The 1,195-nt window shown below is 63.8% G+C and carries 1 protein-coding gene; it reads left to right on the top strand.

From position 1 onward, the window contains the following. Positions 1 to 253: 253 nt before the first annotated feature. Positions 254 to 1,183, top strand: a complete 930-nt coding sequence (locus DXY02_RS10920) for an IS110 family transposase (RefSeq protein ID WP_206749644.1) — start codon at positions 254 to 256, stop codon at positions 1,181 to 1,183. Positions 1,184 to 1,195: the final 12 nt, after the last annotated feature.

The following is a 1,195-nucleotide window of genomic DNA, read 5'->3' as shown; positions in this document are numbered from 1 at the left end:
GCGCCCCTCATCCGCCCTGCGGGCACCTTGTATGTGACTGAGCTGATAGATTGGGCTGTCTTCCGGGACAGCCTGTCTGGCGCACCACCGCCAGACAGGCTTGGCGTCGGACGGGTCGTGGGCACCTTGGGCTCTTGAACCCGCGGAGAAGCTGGACCACCGCCGCCGTTTCACTGACCCGGATAGTTGCAGGGACTTTAAGGTCCGCAAGCACAAGGATGGGTCGATGAGACAGCTGGAAGATAGCACAAGTGTGGCCGGGATCGATGTGGCCAAGGCGCATCTGGACGTCGGGCTTTTGGGGTCCGGTGAGGTCCGGCGGTTCGAGCATGACGAGGCCGGCTTTCGGGCCTTGGGCGACTGGCTTCGATCGCAAGGCGTTACCCGGGTTGGTCTGGAAGCGACGGGAGGGTATGAGCGCCAGCTCATGCAGCACTTGCAGTCATCCGGCTTTACCGTGATCCGGCACCAGCCGCTGGAAGTTCGCCTGTTCGCACGCCTGCAGCGCGTGCGCGCCAAGAATGACCGGATCGATGCCCTGGTGATCGCCGCGATCACGGCCCGCACAACAACCACGTCCCGTCCGCCCAGCCCGGCCTTGCTGGAACTGGCAGAATGGCTCACCGCCTACGAGCAGGTCACCGACCAGATCGCCCGGCTGAAGACCGCCTGCGAACATGTCCATCTGGACGCGCTCAAGCGGCACTATGAAGTGCTGATACGGCACTGCAAGGACAGCAAGACCCGCATTCTGGGTGACATCCTGGCGCGGATCCGCATCTGCCCGGAGCTGTGCCAGCGCTACGAGCTGCTGCGCTCCCTGCCTGGCGTGGGGGAAGTCGTGGCCGCCGTGCTGGTGGTGCGCATGCCGGAACTGGGCGATCTGAGCCGGGGCCAGGCTGCGTCCCTGATCGGCGTTGCGCCCTTCGACCGCGACAGCGGATCGCAGAAGGGAAGCCGAAGAATAAGCGGTGGCCGCGAACGCCCCCGGCGCTTCCTCTACATCGCGGCCCTGACGGCCAAGCGCAACAGCCAGACATTCGCCAGCTTCGCAGCGCGCCTTAAGGACGCCGGAAAACCGCCCAAGCTCGTCAATGTCGCCGTTATGCGAAAGCTCATCGAGGCCGCAAACATCATCCTGAAACGCCAAACACCGTGGAAACCTGAAATGCAAACCACATAGTTGCTTCTCCCC

Origin of the sequence: Synechococcus sp. N19, assembly GCF_900474045.1 — a bacterium.
Taxonomy (GTDB): domain Bacteria; phylum Cyanobacteriota; class Cyanobacteriia; order PCC-6307; family Cyanobiaceae; genus Parasynechococcus.
This window is presented reverse-complemented; position numbering and strand designations above follow the sequence as displayed.